This window comes from Okeania sp. SIO2B9, assembly GCF_010672505.1.
Lineage (GTDB): Bacteria > Cyanobacteriota > Cyanobacteriia > Cyanobacteriales > Microcoleaceae > Okeania > Okeania hirsuta.
This window is the reverse complement of record NZ_JAAHGK010001133.1, coordinates 1-2,503: the sequence shown is the minus strand read 5'-3', so window position 1 is coordinate 2,503 and position 2,503 is coordinate 1. Positions and strand designations below refer to the sequence as shown.

Below are 2,503 nucleotides of genomic sequence, written 5' to 3'. Positions count from 1 at the left end.
CTTAATATTTACTTGATTTCGGCAGCTCTAAAATTTTGTGTAAGTCCCGTAGCGAGCGCTTCGACGTAAAATTATTGATTTACAAGCATTATAGTCTAATTTTACCAGTTAAGTTGTGTAAGTCTCAATAGGAGGTACATTGAAAACCAAACCGGAAAGTAACGCCACTTTATTACCCGCGAGTCGTTATTAAATCAGGGGATAAATCTTCCGGGAACTTTACTCCCATCGTTTTTTATGTTTGACGAGTTGCAAAATCATCTATTAACGCTGTTTTCAACTTACCTTTTTTATTTGCCTGCCAAAGTTTACCACTACTGACATCCAAACAAGTCAACCAACCGTCATCATAAACTCTGGTATCAATACAAATAGTGTTACCGACATTAAGAGGTTTACCACTTTTTTGACTTGTGTGACCACAAACCATTGTTTTTCCTGAAAAGTGAGGCATGGGGTTATCAAGTTTTTCCCAAAAAAGCTTGTACTCTGACTGCTCATTCAGAGATAGATCGGGAGCAGCATTCGCATGAACAAAAAAATGTTCGTCTGACTCCCACCAGTCTACACAGATATTCTCAAGGAAATACCAATGTTCGTCTGGAATATGTTTTAGTTGAGATTTACCAGATTTTGAATAAGAAGCTAAAGTCTCCTTGCCACCAGAATTATGCCAGCGAACTTCATATTGCGAACAATCACGAGACCTCATCATCATTAATTCATGGTTGCCACGTAAGGCTACAAGTTGCCCAGTTTCATAAAGTGCAATTAATCGATTAATCACTCCTTGAGAATCTGGACCTTTATCTACATAGTCACCAAGAGTAATAATAACATCCTCTAATCGTGGCTTAACTGCTGCAATCAATGTATCAAATGCTCTGGAATGACCGTGAATATCTCCGATGGCTAGAATACGCATATATATTTTTGTTACTTTTTTCGGCCTTGGTGATTTGAGGTATGAAATAAATAATTTAGTAATTTAGGTAAATTAAGAGTCATTCTTTGAATGGCAAAATTAGATGTTCTCTTTACTTAATTTCAGGAAAAGCACTTTTCTTTCTCCTGACTCAATCCTCCTAAGTAATTAAAATTAATATCATACACGCCCTTCAGCAACGCCCTTTTTTCTTTCACTCATGTACTACTACAGGTGTCCCCACTGATGCCCAGTTAAATAACCATTTGGCGTGATTGACTGCTACATTCGTACAACCGTGACTAACTGGGGTACCAAACATATTATGCCAGTAAGCACCATGAATCGCCATTCCCCCATCATAATACATAGTATAAGGAACGTCGGGCACGTCATAATCTGCTCCGGTCATTCTGGCAGTGCGATATTTTGTTTGTACTCTGAAAGTACCTAAGCGAGTAGGAGTTGATGATTTACCTGTGGAAACTACGACTGCATAAACTACTTTATTTCCTTCCCAGGCAATTAATCTTTGGGTTGATAAGTCAATTGAAATCCAACGTTCCGCTGATTGTTGTAATTCTAACATTCTCGTGGCAATTAGATTTTCCCATCCACTAGCTTTGGTTGGTATTGACCAGGATAAAAAAGTTGTAATAGTTAGTGCTGTAGCAGCACATATTTTACCAACTTGATACCATTTTTTAGAACTAACTAAGTTTTTCATGTTTTATACCTAATCAAAACACAATAATGGTGTAATTTAGAAGTAGATTATTTTGATTAATTTTCAGATTCAATTGTTTGCTGAAAGTTCTCTAACTAGGGCCTGAGTTTGTCTCGCGATCGCTTCCCAATTTTGAGCAATTATTAAATCTTTTGGAAATAATTTCCCTGATAAACCTACAGCAATTGCACCTGCTTTGATAAATTCTTTAGCATTTCCTAAGGTGACTCCACCAGTAGGAATTAGAGGAATTTCTCCTAAAGGTCCTTGCAAACTTGTGATATAAGTTGCGCCTCCTACTGCTGAGATAGGATATATTTTAACACAGCTAGCTCCTGCTTGCCAAGCAGTTAATATTTCTGTGGGAGAAAGAGCGCCGGGAATAATCGGAACTGCTGCTATTTTTGCTGTTTGAATCATAGCAGGGTTAGTATGTGGCGTAAAGATAAATTGGCAACCAATTTTTAGTGCTTTTTGTAACTCTTCTATGGTTAATAATGTGCCTGTGCCAATTATACAAGTGGGTAATTCAGAGCGGAGTAAAGTAATTAATTCTGATGCTTTATGACTGTTCCAAGTGATTTCTATTATGCGTATACCACCAGCAGCAACTGCTTTTGCCATTTTCATACCTATCTCGATTTCTGAGGCACGAATAACGGCAATTATTCGATTTTGTTCTAATATTTTTAACCAGTTTTCTTGATTCATATTTTTGTGGAAGGAAGAAGGAATAAAGAAAAATATGTTTTTTATAAGTTTGACTTTAATTATTGTAATATATAGCAGTTTCCTACTCTCTGGAAGTAGATATATTGATGGTGTGAGGGAGTAAGTAGGTAAGATGGGAA

Annotated in this window: 3 protein-coding genes; all 3 read right to left on the bottom strand. The window is 36.8% G+C overall.

Annotated features, from left to right (window positions below; genetic code table 11):
- Nucleotides 1-235: 235 nt before the first annotated feature.
- Complete coding sequence (locus F6K13_RS28135) at nt 236-925, bottom strand: metallophosphoesterase family protein (RefSeq protein WP_124147088.1); 690 nt, start codon at nt 923-925, stop codon at nt 236-238.
- 214 nt (nt 926-1,139) lie between these two features.
- Entirely contained in the window at nt 1,140-1,652 is a 513-nt protein-coding gene (locus tag F6K13_RS28130) for a L,D-transpeptidase (RefSeq protein WP_124147087.1), read from the bottom strand.
- 69 nt (nt 1,653-1,721) lie between these two features.
- Nucleotides 1,722-2,363 carry a bifunctional 4-hydroxy-2-oxoglutarate aldolase/2-dehydro-3-deoxy-phosphogluconate aldolase gene (locus tag F6K13_RS28125; protein WP_124147086.1) on the bottom strand — a complete coding sequence of 214 codons (642 nt, stop codon included), beginning with the start codon at nt 2,361-2,363 and terminating at the stop codon, nt 1,722-1,724.
- Nucleotides 2,364-2,503: the final 140 nt, after the last annotated feature.

Coding starts and splice junctions, on each gene's coding strand:
- F6K13_RS28125 (WP_124147086.1), bottom strand. CDS start 2,363: ATGAATCAAGAAAACTGGTTAAAAATATTAGAACAAAATCGAATAATT.
- F6K13_RS28130 (WP_124147087.1), bottom strand. CDS start 1,652: ATGAAAAACTTAGTTAGTTCTAAAAAATGGTATCAAGTTGGTAAAATA.
- F6K13_RS28135 (WP_124147088.1), bottom strand. CDS start 925: ATGCGTATTCTAGCCATCGGAGATATTCACGGTCATTCCAGAGCATTT.